The 20,838-nt window shown below is 61.2% G+C and carries 20 protein-coding genes; 6 read left to right on the top strand and 14 right to left on the bottom strand.

Annotated features, from left to right (window positions below; translation table 11 throughout):
- Positions 1–146 precede the first annotated feature (146 nt).
- From J2X53_RS20420 to J2X53_RS20395, 6 genes are read left to right on the top strand one after another with little or no spacing between them, the layout of a single operon-like run.
- The gene (locus J2X53_RS20420; protein ID WP_349039344.1) at positions 147–1,157 is read left to right on the top strand and encodes an ABC transporter substrate-binding protein; all 1,011 of its coding nucleotides are present in this window, start codon (positions 147–149) and stop codon (positions 1,155–1,157) included.
- Positions 1,154–2,197 (top strand): iron ABC transporter permease, encoded by a 1,044-nt coding sequence (locus tag J2X53_RS20415; RefSeq protein ID WP_349039343.1) that lies wholly within the window; start codon positions 1,154–1,156, stop codon positions 2,195–2,197. The genes J2X53_RS20420 and J2X53_RS20415 overlap by 4 nt, the downstream gene beginning before the upstream one ends.
- Positions 2,194–2,964, top strand: a complete 771-nt coding sequence (locus J2X53_RS20410; RefSeq protein WP_349039342.1) for an ABC transporter ATP-binding protein — start codon at positions 2,194–2,196, stop codon at positions 2,962–2,964. Before J2X53_RS20415 ends, J2X53_RS20410 begins: the two co-directional genes overlap by 4 nt.
- The gene (locus J2X53_RS20405; protein WP_349039341.1) at positions 2,964–3,380 is read left to right on the top strand and encodes a pseudoazurin; all 417 of its coding nucleotides are present in this window, start codon (positions 2,964–2,966) and stop codon (positions 3,378–3,380) included. The genes J2X53_RS20410 and J2X53_RS20405 overlap by 1 nt, the downstream gene beginning before the upstream one ends.
- Complete coding sequence (locus J2X53_RS20400; protein ID WP_349039340.1) at positions 3,377–4,144, top strand: class I SAM-dependent methyltransferase; 768 nt, start codon at positions 3,377–3,379, stop codon at positions 4,142–4,144. The genes J2X53_RS20405 and J2X53_RS20400 overlap by 4 nt, the downstream gene beginning before the upstream one ends.
- Before the next feature lie 11 nt (positions 4,145–4,155).
- A complete protein-coding gene (locus J2X53_RS20395; protein WP_349039339.1) occupies positions 4,156–5,169 on the top strand; it encodes an ABC transporter substrate-binding protein in 1,014 nt (337 codons plus the stop codon).
- A gap of 364 nt (positions 5,170–5,533) precedes the next feature.
- Here J2X53_RS20395 and J2X53_RS20390 read toward each other — a convergent pair whose 3' ends face one another.
- From J2X53_RS20390 to J2X53_RS20325, 14 genes are all read right to left on the bottom strand, one after another.
- The gene (locus J2X53_RS20390; RefSeq protein WP_349039338.1) at positions 5,534–6,109 is read right to left on the bottom strand and encodes an NADPH-dependent FMN reductase; all 576 of its coding nucleotides are present in this window, start codon (positions 6,107–6,109) and stop codon (positions 5,534–5,536) included.
- Between the two features lie 196 nt (positions 6,110–6,305).
- Positions 6,306–8,297 carry a type IV secretory system conjugative DNA transfer family protein gene (locus tag J2X53_RS20385; protein ID WP_349039337.1) on the bottom strand — a complete coding sequence of 664 codons (1,992 nt, stop codon included), beginning with the start codon at positions 8,295–8,297 and terminating at the stop codon, positions 6,306–6,308.
- A gap of 2 nt (positions 8,298–8,299) precedes the next feature.
- Positions 8,300–10,483 (bottom strand): hypothetical protein, encoded by a 2,184-nt coding sequence (locus J2X53_RS20380; protein WP_349039336.1) that lies wholly within the window; start codon positions 10,481–10,483, stop codon positions 8,300–8,302.
- A gap of 57 nt (positions 10,484–10,540) precedes the next feature.
- Entirely contained in the window at positions 10,541–11,527 is a 987-nt protein-coding gene (locus J2X53_RS20375) for an ATPase, T2SS/T4P/T4SS family (RefSeq protein ID WP_349039335.1), read from the bottom strand.
- A complete protein-coding gene (locus J2X53_RS20370) occupies positions 11,527–12,861 on the bottom strand; it encodes a TrbI/VirB10 family protein (protein ID WP_349039334.1) in 1,335 nt (444 codons plus the stop codon). Before J2X53_RS20370 ends, J2X53_RS20375 begins: the two co-directional genes overlap by 1 nt.
- A complete protein-coding gene (locus J2X53_RS20365; protein WP_349039333.1) occupies positions 12,858–13,577 on the bottom strand; it encodes a TrbG/VirB9 family P-type conjugative transfer protein in 720 nt (239 codons plus the stop codon). Before J2X53_RS20365 ends, J2X53_RS20370 begins: the two co-directional genes overlap by 4 nt.
- Position 13,578: 1 nt before the next feature.
- Positions 13,579–14,259, bottom strand: coding sequence for a type IV secretion system protein (locus tag J2X53_RS20360; protein ID WP_349039332.1), 681 nt, complete (start codon positions 14,257–14,259; stop codon positions 13,579–13,581).
- 46 nt (positions 14,260–14,305) lie between these two features.
- On the bottom strand, positions 14,306–15,304 hold the full coding sequence (locus J2X53_RS20355; RefSeq protein WP_349039331.1) for a type IV secretion system protein: 999 nt from the start codon (positions 15,302–15,304) through the stop codon (positions 14,306–14,308).
- A complete protein-coding gene (locus tag J2X53_RS20350) occupies positions 15,304–15,792 on the bottom strand; it encodes a hypothetical protein (RefSeq protein ID WP_349039330.1) in 489 nt (162 codons plus the stop codon). Before J2X53_RS20350 ends, J2X53_RS20355 begins: the two co-directional genes overlap by 1 nt.
- Positions 15,789–16,586, bottom strand: a complete 798-nt coding sequence (locus J2X53_RS20345; protein WP_349039329.1) for a type IV secretion system protein — start codon at positions 16,584–16,586, stop codon at positions 15,789–15,791. The genes J2X53_RS20350 and J2X53_RS20345 overlap by 4 nt, the downstream gene beginning before the upstream one ends.
- On the bottom strand, positions 16,583–17,725 hold the full coding sequence (locus J2X53_RS20340; protein WP_349039328.1) for a transglycosylase SLT domain-containing protein: 1,143 nt from the start codon (positions 17,723–17,725) through the stop codon (positions 16,583–16,585). Before J2X53_RS20340 ends, J2X53_RS20345 begins: the two co-directional genes overlap by 4 nt.
- Before the next feature lie 191 nt (positions 17,726–17,916).
- Positions 17,917–20,259, bottom strand: coding sequence for a type IV secretion system protein B4 (locus tag J2X53_RS20335; protein WP_349039327.1), 2,343 nt, complete (start codon positions 20,257–20,259; stop codon positions 17,917–17,919).
- A complete protein-coding gene (locus tag J2X53_RS20330) occupies positions 20,249–20,515 on the bottom strand; it encodes a VirB3 family type IV secretion system protein (RefSeq protein ID WP_349039326.1) in 267 nt (88 codons plus the stop codon). Before J2X53_RS20330 ends, J2X53_RS20335 begins: the two co-directional genes overlap by 11 nt.
- A 15-nt stretch (positions 20,516–20,530) precedes the next feature.
- Positions 20,531–20,830 (bottom strand): TrbC/VirB2 family protein, encoded by a 300-nt coding sequence (locus J2X53_RS20325; protein WP_349039325.1) that lies wholly within the window; start codon positions 20,828–20,830, stop codon positions 20,531–20,533.
- Positions 20,831–20,838 lie beyond the last annotated feature (8 nt).

Raw genomic sequence — 20,838 nt, 5'->3', positions numbered from 1 at the left:
TGTCGAATGAATAATTCCCAAAGGCGGCCTTTCGTGGCCGTCACAGCCAGAACACATGCGTCACGCCGGTCGGCTGTCGCGGCATTCAGCCCATGGGTCGGCAATCTTTCCCTGTCTCCGGTCGTAATATCCTTTGGAGACGACCCATGTTCAGACGATCCTTCACGGCAGCCGGAAGTGCTGTCCTCTGGCTAGCAGTTCCTGTGCATGCCGAAACGGCCTATCCCTTGACTCTGACCAATTGCGGGGTAGACGTGACCTTTGAGGCCGCGCCGGAAAGCGTGGTGACTGTCGGACAGGCCGCAACGGAAATCCTGTATTCCCTTGGGCTTGGCGACAAGGTTCAGGGAACATCCGTTTGGTTTACGGATGTCCTGCCGGAATTCGAGGTGTTGAACGCCGGTATCGAGCGAATCGCCGACAATGACCCGAGTTTTGAAAGCGTGGTGGCCAAGCGCCCCGGGCTGGTGGCCGTGCAGTATGAATGGCATGTCGGGGCGCAGGGCATTGTCGCCACGCGCGAACAGTTCGCGGATCTCGGTATCCCGACATATACGCTGCCTGCCGATTGCATTGGCAAGGACAACACTGCCGGGTCCGATGGCACCCGGCTTGAACAGTATGAGATGGACAGCCTCTATCAGGGGATCACGGAGCTTGCGCAGATTTTCGATGTCGGGGATCGCGGGGACGCGCTGGTTGCTGACCTGAGGGCGCGCGAGGCGGCCGCCATTGAGAAAGCGCAAGCGCTGACTCTGGGCAACGCGACCGCAGTATTCTGGTTCTCGTCTGCAGAAATGGACATTGATCCCTATGTCGCGGGGCAGGGTGGCGCGCCAGCCAATATGATGCAGGCACTTGGCCTTGAAAATGTGGTCAGCAGCGATGAGGAATGGCCCGTCGTAAGCTGGGAAACCATCTCGCGGGCCAACCCCACTATCATCGTGGCCGCCCGGATGGAGCGTCGCCGTTTCGAGGCGGATGATATCGATAAAAAGCTGGAATTCCTGCGCAGTGATCCGGTCGTCAGCCTGATGGATGCGGTCACGAAGGACCGGGTTGTCATTCTTGATGCGCATAGCATGGACCCGTCGATCCGCAACATAGCGGCGCTGGAAACACTGGCCGACGCTTTGGCAGAGTCTGACCTGAAATGACGGTCGAGACCGCTCCCGTCCGTTCCACCCTGCGTCCGGTTGCGTTCTGGGGGCTGTCGGGAGTGGCCGTTCTTCTGGTGGCGATCGTTGCCGGTGTGGTTATTGGCGAGACGCCGCTGCCATTGGCCACGGTTGGTGCCGTCGTGATGAACAATCTGTTGAGCGCAGAGTTCATCGTCGATCCGATCGATGCGGGCATTGTCTGGAGCTACCGCTTGCCGCGCACCCTGATAGCTGCGGCTTGCGGAGCCGGGCTTGCGCTTTCGGGGGTCGTGCTTCAGGCTTTGGTGCGCAATGCGCTGGCCGATCCCTATCTTCTGGGCGTCTCGGCGGGGGCCGGAACCGGTGCTGTCGCGGTCACCATCCTAGGCCTCGGCGGTGGTGCCATCGGCATATCCGCCGGGGCGTTTGGCGGGGCAACGCTGGCCTTTGCGCTTGTTGCGGCGCTGGCGCGCGCGGCGGGTGGCGGATCGGCGCAGCTGGTGCTGGCGGGCATTGCCGGATCACAACTGTTCAATGCGCTGACTGCTTTTTTCATCGCGAAATCTGCCAATGCGGAACAGGCACGCGGCATCATGTTTTGGCTTCTGGGCAACCTGTCCGGTGTGCGGTGGCCGGATGTCTGGCTTGCCACCCCCGCTGTGGGGTTTGGGTTTCTGGCCTGCCTGTGGTTCACCCGCGCGATGGATGCCTTTTCATTCGGCGCGTCTTCGGCGGCTTCGCTGGGAATTTCGGTGCGTCAGGTGCAGATCGTGTTGATCGGTGCCGTCACGCTGATGACCGCCACGATGGTCAGCCTTGTCGGCTCTATCGGCTTCGTCGGGCTGGTGATACCGCATGCAATGCGATTTGTGGTCGGGTCACGGCATGGCCGTTTGGTCCCGGCTTCGGCACTGGCAGGGGCCTTGTTCCTGATCGCCGCCGATATCGTCTCCCGTATCTTGATAGCCGGGCAGGTGGTGCCCATCGGTGTCGTGACCGCGCTGGTGGGTGCGCCCGGCTTTGCAATGATCCTGATCCGGAACCGGAGGCGGCTTTGAAACTTGAAGCAGTTGCCTTGGGGTGGGGAGCGGGCGGGCGCCAGATCGTCAGTGCTGTGACACTTGCCATCCGGCCCGGCGAAACATTTGGCCTTGTCGGCCCGAACGGCTCGGGCAAGTCCACGTTGCTGCGTCTGATGGCAGGCCTGATTCCGCGCGCCCAAGGCTCGGTGCTGCTGGATGGCCAGCCGATCACGGCGTTCACCCGGCGGGACGTGGCGCAACGGATCGCCTTAGTCGAACAAATGGCCGACACGTCTGAAGCCCTGAGCGTCCGGGATGCGGTCGAGCTTGGCCGCACGCCCTGGCTTTCGGCACTCGCGCCTTTTGGCGCGGCAGATACGGCGATCGTGGATCAAGCCCTGTGTGCTGTCGGCATGCGCGATATGGCGGATCACGCATGGTCAACGCTGTCAGGCGGTGAGCGCCAGCGTGTGCATATTGCCCGCGCGCTGGCGCAGCGGCCGCGCCTGATGATGCTGGATGAGCCGACGAACCATCTGGACATTCATCATCAGCTTTCCCTGTTGCGCCTGATCAGCCGCCTTCCCGTCACTGTGGTGATGGCCCTGCATGACCTGAATCAGGCCATGGCCTGCGACCGTCTGGGCGTGATGCAGGCGGGTGAACTGGTCGCCTGCGGCCCCCCGCAGCAGGTTCTGACACCGGAACGGATGGCTGCCATTTTCCGCGTCCGCGCAACACTGCTCCGCGATCCCGCTGACGATACGACGATTTTCCGTTTTCACAATCTGGAGGAGTCCTGATGAAGCATGCAGCCTTTTTTCTCGGCTGGCTGGCCGTCAGCCCCGTGTTTGCCGAAACGCACAAGGTCAGGATGTATTCGCGAAACGAACATGGGCCTATGATCTATGAACCCGAGTTCCTGAGCATCGAACCGGGCGACAGCGTGCGGTTCATTCCGACGCAGTCCGGGCATAATGCCGAAACGATTGCCAGCATGATCCCTGCAGGCGCGGCCCCCTTCAGAAGCAGGATCAACGAAGATTTCACCGTCACCCTGACGGAGCCCGGCCTCTATGGCATCAAATGCACCCCGCATTACGCCATGGGAATGGTGATGGTGATCGAGGTTGGCAAAGCGGCTGCACTCACGCTGCCCGAGGATCTGCCAAAACGCGCCCGTGACCGGTTCGAGGCAATCCTGAAAGCAGCACCGTGACAGCAAATCATCATCTGGTCGAAGACATCCGTGACTACTGGTCGCGGCGGGCGCAGACCTTTGATCTGGCCTTCGGTCATCATATCCCGCCGGGGCCAGAGGCCGCTGCATGGGCGGCACCGATGTCACATCTGGGGACCGCGCCTGCGCGTGTGCTGGAACTGGCCTGCGGAACGGGAGAGGTGACGCAGCTTGTTCATGGTCTTGGCCATGAGGTGACAGCGCTGGATTTTTCGGAAGCAATGCTGGCTGTGGCGCGGGCAAAGCATGCGGGCAAACCGCGCCTTCGCTTCATCCTGGCCGATGCCCAGAACACGATGGAGCCGGAGGCGGCTTATGATGCAATCCTATGCCGCCATCTGGTCTGGACCTTGACCGACCCTCAAGCCGCGTTTGCCGAATGGCTCCGGATTCTGCGTCCCGGCGGGCGGTTGCTGGTCTTTGATGGCGACTGGACACGGCCGCGTCCCTCCGGTCACTGGGCTGCGTGGATTCTGGCCCGGTGGGAGCAGATCGCGCCCGACCCGTATTACGATGGTGCCATGAGCCTGCGCCATGCCGACATCATGCGCCGGTTGCCGTTCTCGCAAGGTCTCACCTTTGCCCGGCTTGCGCCCATGCTGCAGCATGGAGGCTTTGCAGATGTCCGGGAGATCCCGCACGACCCCATCGCCAGGGCCCAACGGGTCAACCAGGGGTGGCGCAACCGCCTGCGCACAAGGGTCTACCGTCGCTTCATCCTCAGCGCGCAGAAACCACATTGAAGGGAGTATCCATGAAAATCTGTGCAATTCTCGCAGCCCTGCTGCTGTCACCTTTTCTGAAGCCCGTCGCTGCACAGGCCGAGCCGACGGTCTACCCGCTTTCGATCGGGAATTGCGGCAGAACGCTTGTCTTTGAAGAACCTCCGGAAAAGGTGGTTTCCCTGGGGCAGGCGGTGCATGAAATTCTGTTTGCGTTGGATCTGGGTGACAGGATTGCCGGAACCGCAGTCTGGCTAGGACCGCTGCCCGAAGCGCTTCAGGCTGCGAATGCTGGCATTCCCCGCCTTGCGGACGAGGCTCCAAGCTTCGAATCCGTCGTCAGTGTCAAACCCTCTTTGGTGCTGACCGAATTCGAATGGCATGTCGGCCCTCAGGGTGCGGTCGGCACGCCCGAACAGTTCGCGGATCTGGGAATACAAACCTGGCAGGCGCCGATGGATTGCACGGGCAAAGACAATTCCTCGGGCGGCAACGGCCAGAGGGTGGAGCCGTTCACAATGGATCAGGTCTATCACGCGATCACAGACCTTGCCGCGATCTTTGATGTGCAGGATCGGGGAGAGGCTCTGATCGCCGGACTGAAGGCACGCGAAGCCGCTGCAATTGCCCATGCCGCCGAGGCAAAGGATGTGCCGGTGTTGTTCTGGTTCACCAGCCCCGAGATCGACATGGACGCTTCCGTTGCCGGCAGCAACGGGGCACCCGCATATATGCTGAGCAGTCTGAATGCGCGCAATGTCATCCGTTCCGATGATGAATGGCCATGGGTCAGCTGGGAGAGCATCGCCAGATCCGGGCCTGCGGTGATTGTTCTGGCAGGCATGGACCGTCGCTTCAACCAAGGCGACGATCCGGCCAGCAAGATCGCGTTTTTGACGAGCGATGCGGTCGCCAGTCAGATCCCTGCCGTGCAGGCCGGGCATTACTTCGTGATGCGCGCCGAGGCGATGAATCCGTCAATGCGCACCATCGACGGGATTGAGGAACTGGCCGAGAAGATTGTCGCCTTCGGATTGATCCAATAGGTTCTGTCCTCTGCCTCAGACGCGGTGGCATCGATCAATGCCATCGCCGAAACTTTTCCTCAGCTTCACTCGCTCGAACCGGACTTGTGAATGATGCATGGCGTGCCGACTCTCTTCGGCAGTATGACGGCACTGACCGGCTTCGTTAATATGCCGGCTCGGCTTTCGCTGCACCCCGCATGAGCGGCTGCTTCCAAGAATGCCGCGAGGCGGCATGATTAAGGCCTGACCGTCTGCTACGGGCCGCACATGTCGTTCGTGTGGCGACCGGCGATCGCAGTGGAATCGCCGCGTTGCGGAACGACGATTCGAGCCCACTGCGGACAACCCGAATCTCTTCACACACAGTATTCCGACGAAGGCCCTAAACCTCCCAAGTGGAGCGGTAGGTTCTCTGCTGTAATGAGCCGCAAAGTTCGATATGGACTGTCATTGTTTTTCCCAAACGGGATAAAATCCGGTCGCCCATATGCCCCATTTCGGTAAAATCGCGATCTGTTGCATATACAGTGTAAGGGTTGATGACACACTTGAAATCAAGCATGAGCGAGAGTGCAAGGGGACCATATGCCATATAGGAGTGGGGGAGCCCGCCACTACATAGGAAGGTCACAACCTTGTCGAACCAGGCGGCCTGCCTGCCATCCTCTCCCGTCGCACCGGTTAGCTCAATCAAGTTTTTAACCGCGCTGCTCAGGCCCCAGTTATAAATGGGAGAGGCCAAAACCACACCATCGCATTCGTCGATCAGACTGTGAATTTTAGAAAAAATCGGGTTCTTGAATGATGATCCGTTGTCAAACTGAGGCAACGGCTCCTGTCTCAAATCCACAAAGCTAACCGCATTACCCGCGTCGGCAAGCATCTGTTCGGCTCGCCGCGCAATCGTTCGGCTTCGACTTTCCTCAGAGAGGCTGCACGAAACTATGGTGAACTTCACGAAATCTTCCCATGCTTACTTCTCAAACGATAGTCACCCATTCGAAGTCGCGCAACGGCAGCAATGTCCCGCATCAGAGACATTGCCCGGTCGTGTTCGCTGCGGCAAGAAGGTGTGGCGGGTCTGGGTAAAGCCGCAATGCGGAGAGACGACGCCGAAAGTGGCGGCAATGGGCCGCTACCTCTTCCGGATGTCGTCAAAGCTCCAAACCTACGAGTTTCTGAGAAAACTTGCTCATCTTAGAGACCGCGATCGTGATCGGCGGCTTCAAGGCATCCAGACTAACCTCGGACTCGGCGACGGCTTCGAGCGGTCCCACTGTGACGGGCTCTGCGATATCGGCACCTGTCTGCTCTGCCTCCTGCAAAATGTCCTGTTGCGCCACGATATCCGCCGCCAGCTTCGGCTCTGGTTCAACCGGCGCTTCAGCCTTTGCCTTCTCCGGCCGCACATAATCCACCACCACCCGGTCGGCCAGCTTTCGCTCCAGCGCCTCCATCCGTTGGGTCAGGACCTGCACGTCCGCAGCTTCTTTGGGCGGATAGGGCAGGGCACCCTTCTGGGCGTCGAACAGCATCTTGAAGGTTGGATCCTGGAAATACACAATTCGATCCACCAAGAGAGGGTTCTGCCGTTCCGGGATCAGGATCGCTTGGTCCGGGTTCAACCGCCGCACTTCATCGGGCGTCAGCAGCGGCCGCTCTTCCATGCGCCGACTGACCGACCGCCGCTGCATGAAGTCCCGATCCCGTGACACGCTGTCGGAGACCGATAGCTTGGTCGTCTTGCCCAGGGCATCCGAGATCTCCCCCGCTGTCTTCTTGTCGTTGGCGGCGAGATAGAGCTTCATGCCGGCGGCGGACTCGAGCGACAGGCGGACGTTCTCGCCATAGATATTGTCGAGGCCGGGGATCGACTGGGTGATGATCGACACCCGTGCGCCATGGCCAGCCAGCTGCTTCAGGGCCTGTTCGACGATGGGCATCGGTCCCAACTGGTCGAACTCATCGAGCATGACCATGACCGGCCAGGGCTCGGATTGCGGGTCGGGGAGGGTGGATCGCATGGTGGCGATCAATTCGCCGAAGAAGAGCCGCACCAGGGGTGACAGGGTGCGGATGTCATCGGCGTTGACCACGACATAGATCGACATTGGCCGCTTGCGGAGATCCGTGAAGGAGAAGTCGTTGCCGGAGGTCGCCCTGTCCACCGCCGGGTTGTTCCAGAGCGTCATACCCGCGCCGCCCAAGACCGAGGCGTGGGACGACAACGTCCTGTCCGAATAACCTGCGAACTTGCGGAAGGTCTGGGCGGCGTTGGGGTGTTTCACCTCCTTGGCATGCTCGCCGTAAACCTCCTGGGTCGCGCCCCGTCCAAAGAGGATGCGGCTGATTTCTCCGATGGTGGGCTTGCACCTTTCAATCGCAAGCAGGCCTGCCGCGACGAAGAGTTCGCGCCCCTCGGTCAGGAAGTCGCCAGCTGTTCCTTTGTCGGAAACCGTCAAGAAATAGTCGGAGATCTTGGCCAGTTCGGTGTAGCGCTGTTCGAGATTTTCAATGCGGGCGACGCGCTCAAGCGGGTTGTAGCGATGGGTCGGATGTTCAAAATCGAACGGCGAGAAGCGATAGACCGCATCACCCTCGGCCTGTCGGTGCCGGGAGGTGGCCTCGAATATTTCGCCCTTCACGTCGAGAACGACGATGCTGCCGTTGAAGAGGAGCGTGTTCGGGATGACATAGCCCACGCCCTTACCGGCGCGGGTGGGAGCCACAACAAGGCAATGCGGGAATTTCTGGAAGGTGGCGCTGACATATGGTGCGGTCTTTGAAGGAGCGCCCAACTTGCCGAAGACCATCCCGGCACCCAGAGGCTGGAGCAGGCCGTTCGCTTTCATCTCCGCCTTCGCCTGGAACCTGGCCTGACCATATTCTGTCAGCTGCTGGCGGAAGGTCAGAGCGACGGCCGCAATTGTGAATAGCATGGTTGATCCGCCCACGATCTGCCAGGGCAAGACCCAAGGCACCGAGGTCAGCCGGGCAAAGCCGGGAAACTCGGTGATCAGGACAAAGATGCCAGTCGCGTTCGGATCGCGGCCGAGGATCAGGTTGAGGACAAGGCCACCGGCGATCACGCCGACGAGCAAACCTGCCGTGAGCCCAAGCGGCAGCAGAAAGGCTATGCGTTGCATGATCAGAACTCCCGGTCGCGGTTGCGGTCATGGGCATGCGCCCGAGCGTGCTCAGGTGGTCGCGACGCCGCTTGCGCCACCATTCTGCGTTCCGCCGCCTCCGCTTCATGCGTGCTGCGGCCAAGTGAAGGATGTTCCTTGGCTGCCGAGACGACGGCCATCGCCACGGCCGCCCGAGCGGTGGGGTCGGGCACGTCCTTGGCCAATGCCTCGGTTCGGCCTGCGGCGATATCCTTGAGAACTGAAGCCCCGTAGCGCTCCTTCATCTCTTCCGCGAAATCCCTCGCCTGATTTTCATTTCGGAAGGCCACAGAGCCTTGGCTGGCATGGACCCGCGCCAGAGAGCCCAATGCCTCGACCAGAGGGTCAGGGCCGCGGGTCAGTTCGTTGCTGCGGGCGGACTGAATCAGTTCGGCGGCGCGCTCGTAGAAACGATCCACCCGTTCGGGCGCTGAGCTCCGCCCCTGCGCGCTGCCAAGATCAAAACCATGCCGCTTGGCAACATCGGCAATATCGGATTTGACCCACGCCTCTTCTTCGCGGGCGTCGGCGGCCCCAGTTTCGAGACGCGTCTCAAGCTTTTTGAAGTCGATCCCGGCGAAGTGCGCGTGCAGGCTCAAGGTAGCGCTCAGCATTTTTGCACTGCTCTCGTCGAGGTCTTTCTCGGCCCCGGCAATCATCAACGTGTTTGCACTGATCGCGGTGCTGTAGAGTGTCGAACGGGGCGGCGCTCCGATTTCCGCCTGCCCCCGATCCAGCCCAAAGGCTGCAGCAGCTTCGTTGGCGATACTTCGCATTTCCGATCGCAAGTCGTCCTGTCGGTCCGACGGCAATCTGTCGATCCGGGCAGTTGATTGCGCCACCCATACGGAAATTGCCCGCGCCGGGTCGGAGGCAAAATCGCTGCGTTGTCGCTCGGCCTCGGCATAGGCCGCCAGAACCGAACTTTGCGCCAGATGCTTTGCCAGGGCTTCACTGAGCGGCCCTTCATCGGGAAACTTCGCCAGAACCTCGGCCCCACCGTCGCGGCCATAGGAGGTAACGGCCAGAAGCTCATCGGGCAGAAAGCCGCCGGAGCCCTCGCCGTCGACAAACCGACCGGTGCCAAGCGTGCTTTCAGCATCGGGGATGTGCTCTGCCACCACCTTGCGAAAGCCCGGGTCAGCGACGAGCCGCTCGGCCAGATCGCGGGTGACTTCATTGTCTTTGCCAAGGGTCAGCACAAGCAGCGCATTGTCGCCCGCATAGATCGCTGTCTCGGGGCGGGCGAACTTGGGCTGTGGCAGATGCTCAAGCACAAGCCCTTCAGGGCTGCGGTCGGGTTCTTCCACCAACGCGCGGTCCATCTCCACCGCGCGCTTTACTGACAGCTCAAGTCCTTCCTCGCCACCTTCATAGAAGTCATAGGCATGGCGCAGGGCCTCGCGGGAGTTCGGGAAGGTGCGCTCCGAGACGGTGAGCTCATTCTCCCCTCCCGGCAGGTTTGCCTCGTAGCCTGTGTGAATGCCCCGGTCGGTTGCAACCGCCACGGGCCGCAACTCGACATTTGCATCAGTCGTGACCCAGTCGCCGGTGGCGATAACGGGTGGTTTTTCGGCAATGGCATCCTTGTAAGCCGTGACGTCGCGATCAGCCACGTCCTCCCGGGCTTGCACCGCTGCGCGCAATGTCGGCCCGGGGGGGACCGCATCACTGTGATCGGCCCAAAGCGTCGCTGCCTTTTCAGGTGCCCGCCGCGCGAAGGCCTCGAGATCTTCCCTCAGCCCCGTATCAAGCCGCTCGGTCACTGCGGGGCCGTCCTTGCCCCATTCAACCTTGCCCAAACGTTCTGTGAGCGAGGCCTCCATCGCGTTCAGGAACCCTGCGCGGAACTCAGCGTCCGGCGCATGCGAGTCCGGCAGTGATTTGAAATACCGCGTCTCGCCCGTCTCATGGGCTCCGTGTATTTCCGTCCGGGCCATGGTGCGCGCGGTGTTGCCATCGATATGCGCCACCGAGGGTCGCTCGGCGGGATCAGCGCGGAAGAAGGCTTCGCCCGCTTGGCGCGGGCCTTCGAATTCTTGCGCGGCCCCCGATAGTGTCAGGCGGACCGAGAAGTATTCCTTCGGACGTTCGGAGGCCGGGCGCTCCGCATCGTTGCGCTGTGTTCCCGGCCGCGCCAAGCCTGCGTTGATGTCGTTTTCCATGGGGTACCTGCGAGACAAAGGGCCGGAAGTGGGGAAGGGGAGGGTGTCAGGACTGCGTCAGTCGTCGAGACCGGGGAAATACATCTCCATGATCCCGCGCTGATCGCCGATGCGGCCCATCTGCAGGATCACGTCGATCGAGGTCTGCAGGTATCGGATGACCTCGCCGAAACTGAGTCTGGTGCCCTGCGCCATCACCAAGAGCGCCAACCGGTCCATCGCCTTGCGGGCGGAATGGGCGTGCAGCGTGGTGAAGGAGCCGGAATGCCCGGTATTGATCGCATCGAGGAATGTCGCGGCCTCGGCCCCGCGCAATTCGCCCAGGATGATCCGGTCGGGGCGCAGGCGCAGCGTGGCCTGCAAAAGTTTGTCAGCTGACCGGGGTGATCCCTCGTCGCGCTGTGCGATGAGACTCACGGTGTTGGGCTGACCAGGCAAAAGTTCGAGGGAATCCTCGATGGTGACGATCCGCTCATCGGAAGCGATCATTTCCAGAAGCTTGCGGCCAAGCTCGGTCTTGCCGGTAGACGTGCCACCTGAGACGATCACGTTCAACCGTTCAGTGACCAGCTTGCCGAGGAAGACCTCGACATCCGCTCCTTCAGAACCTGCGCGGATCTCGGCCACCATCGCGCGCCGTTCTTCTTCCAGGGAGTTTTCCTGTCCGCGCAGGAAGCTGAAGGATTTTGCCGTTCGCCGGATATCCCCCTGCCGGGATCGAAACACCCGGATGCCGATCACCGTGCCGCCTGAGACAGCAGGGGAGCCCACCACCTGACAACGCAGCATCAGATCGCGGTAGCGCACTGCGGCTGAGACCAAGGGTGCGGTTTCCGTGAAGGTGTTCGAGGTTGAATTGGCAATCTGGGACGCCAGATCGCGCACCGACCGGGCGGGCAGGGCGGCAAGGTCACTTGGGGTCATGTGGAATTGCCCCGCGCGTTCGAGCCAGATCGATCCATCGGCATTTATCGCCAGTTCCATGACAGCCGGGTCCGACAGGGCAGGGTCAAGCTGCCCGAGATAGGTGTCGAGATAGCTCATCAGTAAAACGCCAGATCGGTATCGACGCGGATCATCACGACCGCACCCTGATTGACGCTGATCGTTGGCGGGATGCTGAGATAATCGGCCATCACGGTGTTGACCGCCTCGCCCAAATCAGTGCTGACGTTTTCGGCGGTTTCAGAAGCCACTTCGTCATCGGCATACCGCGCCGATGCGATGGCGGGCACGGCGCCGATCACGGAAATCAGCGCGGCCGTCCCAAAGCGCTGGAAGAAGTGGTTTCTGACTTTGCCAGGCAGGCCGGACCGCCCGACGCGATCCGTACCATAGGCGGCAAGGGCGACGGACTGGCCGTCGGTTGTCACCAGCCGGTCCCAGGCGATCAGCACCCGCCGCTGCCCGGCATCGACGTCTGAATCGTAGCGCCCGAACAGGCGCGAGCCGCGCGGGATCAGCACGCGGGACATATCGAACGACCAGACATCGTGACTGACAATAGCCGAGACATTGCCGGCCAGATCGGTGCTGATCGCGGTCTCAAGCGCTGCCTCGATCAGGGTGCCTTGCATGACGGTATGGGCAGGATCGGCGATGACCTCCGCCTGCCGGACCTCTGCTGCTTTGGCCCCGGCCCTGCGGAACGCGTCGTCGCCGCTTGCGGCCCGGCCGCGCGCATCTGGGGCAGGGGTGCCTGTACCTGATGTACCGATCGCGCCTGTGCCGCTCATGTCGGTGCTTGAGCGCAAGGCCACCATGTCGGAGTGGATTTGCGCCTGCTTCAGCATCTCGGCCTCTTGCCTGCGTCGGGCCAGTTCCGCCTCGCGTGCGCGGGCAGCTTCGGCCTCGCTGTCGCCAAACATCAGCGCCTTGGTCTCGAGCTCGGTCTGCAGCCTGATGTTTTCCCGCTCGAGATCGGACCGAGCTGCCTCTCGGGCCTTTGCGTCGGCATCGAGTGCAGCAACCTGTGCCCTTAAAGTGTCCAGCTCCGCGGCGTCGGTGACCGTCACCGGATTGGCCTTCAGATCGGCGATCTGGGCATTCAGCGCTTCGATTTCGGCCTGCAGCCGTTCGGCCTCGGAGGTGTCGGGTACGGCTGGTGCGATCTGCGGCTTTGGCCGTGTGAGGCTGAACCCATCGGTGCCTGCGCCACCATGCTGAAAATCGCTGACGGAAGCCGTATCGATGGCGGGTGCCGGGGCAGGGGCATCGGGAGCGGCGATGACCAGCCAGGCACCGACGCCGGCACCGGCGGCGGCCGTAACGGCGGAGAGCACGTAAGGGTTTATACCCCGACGGCGCTTCGGGGCCTCCGAGGGTTTCATCCGCTCCATGCGGGCAGTGAGTTTCTCGGCCTGGGACGCGTCGTTCATCGGCTGACTCCCGGCTCGGCCGTGACGCAGACGTACTCCTCGCCATAGCGCAGCACCCAACGCTCAGACCGGGTGCTGACAGTGATGGTGGTTCCTCGTACGGAGGAGTTGGCCGAATACTCCTGACCCTTGGCATCAGCCCGGAAGATCGTCGGCATCGGCGCGTCCGGCGGGATCACAAAGGTGGTCTTCCGCCCGTCATCCGAGATTGAGACCGGAGCGAAGGTGGGCAGGGTCTTGCCCTTCTTCATGATCCTGTAGGACATCGGCAAGGAGGCTGGGATATCAGTACCCGCGCCTGTAACTGCCGCACGTGTGCTGCCCGGCACAGTGAACTTCACCGAATAGTTCGGGGTGCCGCGTTCGCCTTCGGCCACCTGCAGAAAATAGATGTTGCGCTGCGTTTCCACAGTCAGGTTGGTCGTAGCACCGGCGACCACGGGCTTGATGATGAAAAGGTTTGCCCGCTCCAACTTGTCGATCTTGAAGCTTTCGAGATCGCCTATCGCGATGGACTGGATCTGCTCACCGGTGCCGAGTTCTACAAGGGTTACATTCCGGAGCCGGGTGTTGATCCGGTAGACCTGCCCCTCCTGCCAGGTGGCGTAGGTCACACGGGCATCATGGCTGCCGGGCCGGGGTGCGGTCTCGGACAAAGCGGGCAGGGCAGTCAGGGTCAGCATCCCAAGGGCAGCAAGAGCAATGCGGGTATTCATGTCAGCCCTCCTGTGAGGCAAGGGTTTCTGCGGTGATACGGTAGTCCGTCACCAGAAACCCGGTCGGGTTCTGCCAGACGAGATCAAGCGCAGTCTGCTTTGATGGCTCAAACCGATAGGTGACGGTGGCGGTGAACTTGCCGACGCGGTCAGGCACGCCCTCTCCATCCGACACCCAGGTCTTGGTAAAGCGCACCTGGGCGGTGGTGTCGGTCACCGGTGTGATCGACAGGACATCTATAATCACCTTGGAGTTCTGGCCGTAGAGCTTCGGGGGAAAGTTGGCATGGCCTTCCGTCCAGAGGCTCACCAGCCCCTGGCGGGCATTGCCTTCGGACCAGGTATAGGCACGCAGGATGCGTTTTTCATTGTCGTACTGGTCATAGGTTTCGCGGTCGGTGACATAGGCAAAGAGCAGGCTTTGCCGGATCGCCTCGGCCTGTTCGATCCCTGCCTTTTCCACCGCGACCACCCGTTCAGCTACGCCCGTGTCCTTGTCGACGATGGCGAGGAAGGCCTCGGTCTGTTTCAGGGGCAGGAGGCTGACGACGGCGATCATGCCCATCAGGCCGATGGCCAGCCCGCCACCGGCCACGGCATAGGCGATCCGCTCGCGCTTTTTGACGCCGTAGAACATCTCGGCTTCGAGAAAACTTCTCAATTCAGGGTGTGAGCCTGTCATCGTCTTGCTCCGGAAATGGGGAAAACTGCGAAGTGCTGAGCGTGCGTCAGGTGTCGCGTATGAATTGACTCAGACGCTGCCTTGCGGCATGGCCACGTTCAGCGTCAGACCTCGCCTCATCGCGCAAATGGTGATGAGTTGTCTTTCCGTGCATGAAGCCCGAACGAAATTCATTCATCCGCCGCGCCGCGACCTCGGTGCTTTTCTCTAAGGGCTTGCCCGCAACCCGCAGCGCTTGCGGCGCAATGCTCGCGAGGCTGATCTGGCCGGTGATGTGCGTCACGGCATTCGGGATCGCCATCAGGGCAAAGATGCCAACAAAAACTATGACGAAAAAGCCGAGGATCGAGCCGAGATCGGTGACGTCTTTCGTCCCGCGGAAGACATCATGGGCGACGGTGACGACTGCTACGATGATGCCGGCAGAGGCCACAGGGTACATCATGTAGCCGATCATCGCCGAGAGCCAGGCCTCAAACAGACCTTTTGTCTTCTCAAAGATGGTGGCGCCAATGACGATCGGTGCGACACCCAACAGGAAAGCAATCATCAGTTTCGCAAAACCGACGATGAAGACATAGACGGCCATCAACAGGCCAAGTACTACATAGAGGACGGCTGCCACAAAGCCTCGCATGATCGACGACACCGCGGATGACACCGAGTCGACGTTTTCGGCCATCATGTTCGCCATTGTGTCCATTGCTGCGGTAGCGGAAGTTGCCATTCCGTCACCGCCCAATCGAAAGTACTCAAGTGCAAGGTCGCTGAGGCCGTTACTGGCAGCTTCATAGATCTGGACGAAGTTTGACCATGTCAGGCCAAACATCAGTACCATGACGATGCGAAAGGCAAGTTGAACAGCATCGCGCATGGCAATCCGGTAAACGTTCAATGCGGCGTTAATTCCGACCATGACAAGAAGGAGGCTAAGAAAGCTGGTGTAGATCGGCCCTATTGCAGCCGCCGTCGCCTCGAAAAACTCACGTCCCGCTGAGGTGATTGCCGCGTCCAACGTCGACAAGATGGCCGAGACACTGTCCATCAGAAGCTGCCACCGCACATGGTCTCTGCGACAGTCGTCAGCTTGGCAGCTTCCTCAGCAATGCCTTTTGTCTGCTGCCAGCCGAGTCTTTTTCCTTCGTGCTGATCACGAAGAGCTGCAGCAACGATATCAACGTCCTCCCAATTTGCGACTTTGCCTGCGCATGTGCAGTCCCGCGTTTCAATCACGTTTCGCACGCGGACCAGGCCGTAAATGTCGCGCAGCGCCCGCGCTTCGGGGCCAGACCGAGCCAATGCGTAGCCTGCGGGCCAGAAGGCTTCACAGTTCCGGAATTCTTCATTCACCGCGCCCGGGATCGCTTTGACGTCGTCCGGGACCTCAACTTTTGGCAAGACGCTGAGAAAGGCCTCTTCTTGCGTGAGGTCTGTTGGAATGGGGGGTTCGGCCAATGCCACACCGGAAAACAGAAGCGCTGTCGTCAACATCGAGCCAACTACCCGCATCATCATCCTATTCTGCATCGTCATTCTCTTCCCCGTACTTTGATGAACTTCTGCTCTTCAGCGGCGGTGGCGGCGTCCATGACGCCGGCCTCGCCCATGCCCATCAGCTGGGCGGATTCCATGGTCCAGATATTGGCAAGTGCGATCGACAATTCCGCCGTCACACGGGTGTTGAGGTCTATGGCTTCTTTCAGACCCTCGGTATCGGGAATCTTCTGGACCAGCTCATGCACGCGTCCGAGACTTTCTGAGGCTTTGACCGAAGAGGTTTCAGCCGCAGCCGACAAGAATGCGGCCGTGTTGGCCTGCGTGCCGATCCGGGCGGCGCCAGCATTATCGCTTTTCGCAAGGCTGTCGACAGTTGCGACATCAAGGCCCGCCGAGCCGAAGAATTCGGAGACGTATTGCCCCGCAGGCTTGCTCCCGACCTTGCCGGAGGTGGTCATTAACGAATAGCTGCCACCCTTTGCGGCAATCAACCCGCCGGTCAGATCCGCCACATCAGGCAGAATGTCGTCGAAGAACGTATCCGGGTCCGGTAATCCGAGGGCCTGAAGTGTCAGGCCGTTCTTCAAGGCATCGAGCTGCGCCTTCAGCGTGGCGATCTGTTCAATCTGCTTCAGGATCTGCTCATCCAGCTTCAGGTTGGAGGCAATCATCTCTTTCACCTGTAACTTGGCCTCGGTCAGAACCTGCCCGATCTTGGCAATGCTGGTCAGATCGATGGTCGGCACACCTTGGGCCTCAGCCGAGAGCGGCATGACAAGCGCGGCTGAGACGAGAAGGGGGCGCAGGCCCCGGAGATGTGGGGCGATCATTCGGAACCTGCCTTTACCTTGATGAATGTTGCGTCGACGGCATAGGCCTGCAGCCAGAGGGCATAGCGCGCCTGATCCACTTTGACCCGCGCCGCCTTGACCCGCTCGACCATGAGCCCGATCCGCACCGCTTCCGCGCGGGCGTAGCAGTTGAGATCCAGCGCCTCCTTGGTGGATTTGGTCGTCGGGATGCGCTCGATGATAGCGCGAAGGCGCAGCAAGGCTGCCTCGATCTCGACACTCGCATGCATGCCGTAGTGCAGCCCCGCGTCGGAGGTGTTGCTGGCCTCGGCAATCGCCATGTCGCGCGGGTCAAAGGTGCCGACCTGAGCCACGCCGGTGATCTTGCCGGCATAGGCGTTGAAGAACCCGGTGATGCGGACGACGTAATCCTGCGTCTCCTTAAAGGGCGGTATGCCACCGTATTTGGTGACATTGCCGGGACCGGCGTTATAGGCCGCAAGTGCCAGTGGCACTGAGCCGAACTTGTTCAGCTGTATCAGGAAGTACCGCGCGCCTCCGTCGAGCTGCAGCATCGGGTCATCATAGTAGTCTGGGTAGATGCCAAGGTCCTCGGCGGTGTCCGGCATGACCTGCGTCAGGCCAAAGGCACCAACCGGGCTGCGCGCTCCGATGGAAAACCCGGATTCCTGCTTCACCAGGCTCTGAAACCAGATGCGGAACTCGACCGGGTTCAGCCCGGCGCGGGCCAGCCCGGGGTGCCCGGCATACTTCTGGGCGGTGGCAACGATCATCTCTTCGATGCTGGTCCTGGCATCGCCGAAGAGGCGAGCGGCATAGGGGTTGTTGTCCTCGACGGCATAAAGGACTTCCGCCTCAGCCCCGGGCAGGACCTCCAGATCGCCGATCCACGGGGTCTTGCCCGTCATCATCGCCAGCGTGGCGTCGAGCGCGCCGAGCTGGTCCTGATGCAACTCGTCGATACGGCGCTTCTTTTCCGCCTCAAGTTCGCGCGCGCCGGTCAGATAGGACATCTGCGCAAGCTCGAGGCTGTGCTGGATGATCGACTTGCCATCAGCAATAGGCACGCCTTGCGCCGCCGCCATGAAGGGCAGCACCGCCATTGCCAGAGCAAGGGCTCCGACAAATTGTTGGGATTTACCGGCAGGGGATGACATGGAGGCTCGAGGTGTTGCCGCGAGAGACAAGCCCCGCATCCGAGCTTGCGCCCATGGTGGAAGTGGTCAAAGTGGAACCGGCACTGGCCCAGCAATTGGTCTTGGCAATGGGCACTCCCGCGCAGCCGGAGAGGGTCATGGTGCCGAGTCCTATAATAAGCGTTATGTAATAAATTGATTTCATTATATAATCACTCTTTCCAGAATTTGGGCCGCGCGGCATAGTCGGCTCCGAATGCGTTCAGCCCGGCCTGACCACCGCCGAGCGCTGTCAGAAGCGGCCCCAAGGCTTTGAGATCGACATTCAGAACCGTTGAGCTGCGCGGGGTGCGTGACAGCACCATGCGCTGACCCGGGATCGGGCTCAGGACGAAGTCCAACTCGCCGTCGGTCAGCCGGCACCCGTCATAGTCGGCACTTGCCGCTTCGCCGTTCGGAAATAGCAGCTGGTTTGGCAGCGCCTCGAGGATCGAACGGGCTTTGGATCCGCGTATCTGGCTCGGGAACTGCGTCATCATCACCACAACGACGTTCTTTTTGCGCGCGGTGACCAGCCATTCGGCGAGTTTCTTCGCGAAATACTCGTCATCGAGCACTTTCCAGGCCTCGTCGATCAGGATCAGCGTCGGGCGCTTTTCTTCGATCAGCATCTCAATACGGCGGAAGAGGTAGCCGAGGATCGCGGTGCGCTCGGTGCCAAGGTCGAGGATTTCGGTGAGGTCCACGGCCGTCACATCATGGCTGGTGAAATCCACCACTGGATCCTCGGCCTCGCCGAATACCCAACCGTAGCGGCCGTCCGGCGCCCATTCGCGTAAGCGCTGCGCCAGATCGAGACCATCGCCGACATCTCCGAAGAGTTCCTGAAAGCTCTGGAAATTCCGCAACCCTTCCCGGGCTTTGCCATTCTGGGAAATGGCGGATTTCAGGGCCTCGGATTGCAACGGCGTCATCGGCCCGCTGCGGGATTCCAGAAGTGCCACGAGCCAATCCAAGAACCACGCTTCACCGCGTTCCCCGGATTCCGTCGCAAGCGGGTTCAGCCCTGTTGGACGTCCAGCCCGGATTTCCGCGTAGCGGCCGCCAAGGGCGCGGACGGCCATTTTGAGGCCCGTCTCCTTGTCGAAGATGATCGTCCGACCCCCTGCCCTTTGGGCTTGCGCTGCGAGGAAGGCGACGGTGGTGGTCTTGCCGCCGCCGGACTTGCCCAGGACCAGGGTATGACCATTGGTGGGCTCGGCGTTCGGGTCACCCGGCTCATGGAAGCTGAACCGGTGTAGCGAGCCCTGCAGCGTCTGGAATAGCGTTAGCGGCGTTTGCCATGGGAGGCGTGCAGCCTCTGTGCCAATATCGGCGGCATGAAGCGCCGCCATATCGGCGAAATTCAAGGACGAGACCGTCATGTCCCGCGCCCGGTAATCCATGTTGCCGGGATGCATGGCAAAAAAGGCGGCTTCAAGCGCTGTGACTTCGCGGACCAGCCGCATGCCGTTTTGGTGGGCGATGCCGCGGATGCGGGCGACCTCGGTATCGAGTGCAGCCTGATCATCGGCAAAGACGGTGATGGTCATCTGATGGACGCCGAACCCGAGCTCCCCGCTTTCGGATTTGTCGGCGGCCTCAAAGAGCTGGGCTTCGATCGTGGCGGCGATGTCCTCGGAGGCCCGCATTTGGGCGACCCGACGTTTCACGCGCTCGGTGATGCTGCCGCGCTCGATGGGCGTGTAGCTGTGGGTGATGATGGTGTCGCGGCTCGCCCCAAGCGCATCCAGCATTCCGGGCCAGGTCGAGGTGGCGTAGGATTTGACGTAGAGGACAGCGCCGACGCGGGGCGTGTCTGCCCCCTCCTCCACCGTGAACTGGCTTTTGCCAAAGTGGATGGCGGCATCGCTGGCATCCTCAGCGATGATGCCAAACGGACTGCGCGATTTGGCACGAAGTTCTCCGGTCAGGAGCGAGGCGTAGAACCCGATCAGGCTGCCATCGCTGATCCTGAGGCGGTGGGATCTGACGCCGAGTCCGGTCTCGAGGATCGAGATCACTTCATGTAGTTCTTCCAACCGTCTATCTGTGTCCTTGCCCCAGACCTTGGCCGCCGCTTTGCCAAAGAGCGGCACCGCCAACGGAGCACCCTGCCGCCGGACGACCGTCAGGATCAGCACGGATTCCTGCAGATTGCGGCGCTGAAGCTCGGCGGTCCAGGCCCGGTCGATATCGGCGGCAAAGCTTTGACCGTGGATCGGATTCAGTTGGGCTTGGGCCGGGCGCATCATCCGGTGCAGATAGAAGGTGAAGCGCTCATCCAGCGTGTCGAGAAGATGCGCGAACCCGGCCCGCAAGGCCGTGATCGCCGAAGATCCGGATGTGATCCCGTCGATGCCGGTCACTTCGAGCGAGATCATCAACCCGTTGTCACGGGTGCGCACCACCTCGTCATCAAGGTCGATGACATAAGGCAGATGCGTATAGATCTTCGGGTCAGCCGGGATCAGCGCCCGTGCCCTGCCCCGCAGACCTTCCCTCTCAAGAAACATGACGCCGCCCTTTCCGAAGGATGGCCATCGGCGTCACCCGCATCATCACCGCAAAGACATGATGCCCGTTCGGGTTCAGCTTGGTTGCCAGGCGCGCAAGCCCGTACCAGATCGGGGCGGTCAGGAACCACCAGACCGGTTTGAAGAGGATGAAGGGCATCACGGTCATCGCCCCCAGTGCCATGGCATAAGGCATCGGGAGGCCGAGAAACCTGGCTTGCCGCGAGAGCCCGAGGATGACCGCGCTTTTCTCCATGACTCGTACCCTGCCTCAGCTGAAGGACGAGCGCAGGTTGGCGACGATGGCGGGACCGGCAAAGACCAGGAAGGCCCCGACCACGACCAGCGCCACCCAGGCCCAGCTGATCCGGTTGAAGGCCGCGAGGAAGCCGGTCACCACGAAGGCGATGCCGAAGAAGGCGGTTGCCAGTGTGCCCCGGAAAGAGGCGAGGATGCCGGTCGCAACCGTCTCCGCCTTGGTGAAGACCACCTGCGCCATTGCGGGCTCGGATTGGGCCAGCAATAGTGTGCAAAGGGTCAGGCCCAGAAGAGCCACGTGTTCGTTCCGCATGATTGGAG

The sequence above is a fragment of the Pseudotabrizicola sp. 4114 genome, assembly GCF_031457365.1.
Lineage (GTDB): Bacteria > Pseudomonadota > Alphaproteobacteria > Rhodobacterales > Rhodobacteraceae > Pseudotabrizicola.
Note: the sequence above shows the minus strand (reverse complement) of the source record. Positions and strands in the feature narration are given on the sequence as shown.